General features: G+C 71.2%; 1 protein-coding gene and 1 pseudogene. One reads left to right on the top strand and one right to left on the bottom strand.

The genetic code is table 11. From position 1 onward, the window contains the following. Window positions 1-277, bottom strand: a 277-nt coding sequence (locus ACGFIZ_RS34140; protein WP_393427424.1) for a hypothetical protein, incomplete at its 3' end; no start/stop codon positions are given. 234 nt (window positions 278-511) lie between these two features. Here ACGFIZ_RS34140 and ACGFIZ_RS34135 point away from each other — a divergent pair. Next, window positions 512-2,713, top strand: a pseudogene (locus ACGFIZ_RS34135) (hypothetical protein); the annotation flags it as partial.

Here is a 2,713-nt window from a genome sequence, read left to right as displayed (position 1 = left end):
ACCGGGACAGGCCACCTCCTTCGGTGAATGGCTGCGCACCAAGCTGCGCGCCCGGCGGCTGATGTCGTCCACACACGAGGTAGACCAGATACCCGGCGAGCTGCGGCCACACGCGGACGAGCCGGTGCGGTCCGTGTTGTTCTCGGACGCTTCGGTGGAGTTGTTCGGACCGGATCTGGTGGAGGCGGTACGGACCGCGGACATCGTCGAGAACGGTCAGGAACCCGGCGTGCGCTGGCCGCACCAGCAGGACTTCACCGCCGCTGGCGGTCAACACCGGTGGGCCGGCTCCACCTCAGACGGGCAGTCGCCCGATCCAACGGAAAGCGGCGACCCGTCTGGTCCTGGCCCGGCGTCCGCTGCCCAGTGGGTGCGCGGCCCGTCGCAGGATCCAGGGACGCAGTTGCCGTCCTGGCCGGCCCCGCCGGCCGCGTCGTCCTGGACGGCGGGGTGGACGGGACCGGCGGAGCCGGATCCCGGCATTGATGTGACCGCCTGGCACGGTGCTGCGATGTCCACCGACCCCGGCCAGCAGCGCATCGACAATCAGGCCGGCGCCGGCAGCGGGAACCCCGACGCCGGGGCCACCCACCAGGAGCTGGACATGGACTGGCAACCATCCCCAGCGGTGACCCGCACCGACGCCGACACTCTCCCCGCCGGCGACACCCTCCATCACCCGGCCGACGAGCCACCCACCACCCCCACCCCACTTCACCCCGACCAACCCCAACCCCAACCCACTGCGGACAGCTGGGTGCGCGACCCGGATAGGGCCCGGAGGCTGTTCGAGCAGCACGTCGGCCACATCACCACCACAACGCAGCAGCAGGAGCAGCCGCTGCGGGAGTTGTGGAACGCCCTGATCAACAGTATGGACGGCGACGGGCTCATCACCGTCAGCGAGCAAGCCCTCGCCGATGCGACATCCACACTGCGGCGGACGGTGCATGACCGGATCGTGGCATTGCGCGACCGTCGTCTGCTGCAGGTGGTCCCAAGAGGTCACGGTAGCAGGACGGCGCGGTACAAGGTGACCGATCCGGGTCAGCCGCGGCAAGCACCGTTGCCGGCCCTTCCTGCGGGCAGCCAGTGGGTGCGCAACCCGGATGGGGCCCGGACGCTGTTCAACCAGCACGCCAGCCACATCGCCACCACAACGCAGCAGCAGGAGCAGCCGCTGCGGCAGTTGTGGAACGCCCTGATCGACCGTATGGACGGCGACGGGCTCATCACCGTCAGCGAGCAAGCCCTCGCCGCGGCGACATCCACACTGCAGCCGACGGTGCATGACCGGATCGGGGCATTGCGCGACCGTGGTCTGCTGCAGCTGGTCCGGGAAGCACGCGGTGGCGTGGCGGCGCGGTACAGGGTGACCGATCCGGGTCTGCCCCGGCAAGCATTGCCGGCCCTTCCTGCGGGCAGACAGTGGGTGCTCGACCGGGATGGGGCCCGGAGGCTGTTCGAGCAACACGTCGGCCACATCGCCACCACAACGCAGCACCAGGAGCAGCCGCTGCGGGAGTTGTGGAACGCCCTGATCAACAGTATGGACGGCGACGGGCTCATCACCGTCAGCGAACCAGCCCTCGCCGACGCGACAGGCACAGCGCCGTCGACGGCGCATGACCGGATCGTGGCATTGCGCAACCGTGATCTGCTGTGGCTGGACCAGGAAGCACGCGGTGGCGTGGCGGCGGGGTACAGGGTGACCGATCCGGGTCAGCCCCGGCAAGCATTGCCGGCCCTTCCTGCAGGCAGCCAGTGGGTGCGCAACCCGGATGGGGCCTGGACGCTGTTCGAGCAGCACGTCGGCCACATCGCCACCACAACGGAGCAGCGGGATCAGCTGCGGCGGTTGTGGAACGTCCTGATCGACCGTATGGACGGCGACGGGATCATCACCGCCAGCGTGCAAGCCCTCGCCGATGCGGCAGGCATACCGCCGTCGACGGCGCATGACCGGATCGTGGCATTGCGCGACCGTGGTCTGCTGCAGCTGGTCCGGGAAGGTCACGGTCGCAGGGCGGCGCGGTACAGGATGACCGATCCGGATCCGCCCCGGCAAGCACCGGTGCCGGGCCCTGCCCCCGAACCGGACCGCCCGCAGCAGGGTGAGGACCTGTCCTGGCGGTACCACGGGGATACGTCGCCGATGTCCGGGCCGGTACCTGCCCCGCCGGCGGGCACGGGTCTGCCCGGGCTGCCCGGGCCGCCCGGGCCGCTGGACGACCCGGACGCCTCCACGGCATCGTCCTGGCCGATGCCCGGGCCGGTACCTGCGCACGGTGCGGCGATGTCCACCGACTTCGGCCAGCCGCTCATCGACAATCGGGGGGCCGGCGACGGCAGCGGGAACCGCGGCAACTGGGCCTGGCAGGTGGACCCCGCCGATCCGCTCGATCTGTTTGATCCGCTCGATCCGGCGTGGGGCGGCCTGCCCACGGCCGTGGGCACGGAACCCGTCCCCTGGCCGCAGCCGACGGATCCGTCCCGGCCGCAGGCCCCGCCCGACCCGTGGTCGCAGCCCAGCGGCGACCAGCCCAGCCAGCTCCCAGGGACGCAGTCGTTCCCGCCCGGACTGGGCGTACAGAATCCGGCACCTCAGTCGCCGATGCCCGGGCCGGTACCTGCCCCGCCGGCGGGCACGGGTCTGCCCGGGCTGCCCGGGCCGCTGGACGACCCGAACGCCCCCACCGCGTCGTCCTGGCCG

Origin of the sequence: Micromonospora sp. NPDC048830, from assembly GCF_043198215.1 — a bacterium.
Classification (GTDB): domain Bacteria; phylum Actinomycetota; class Actinomycetes; order Mycobacteriales; family Micromonosporaceae; genus Micromonospora.
This window is presented reverse-complemented; position numbering and strand designations above follow the sequence as displayed.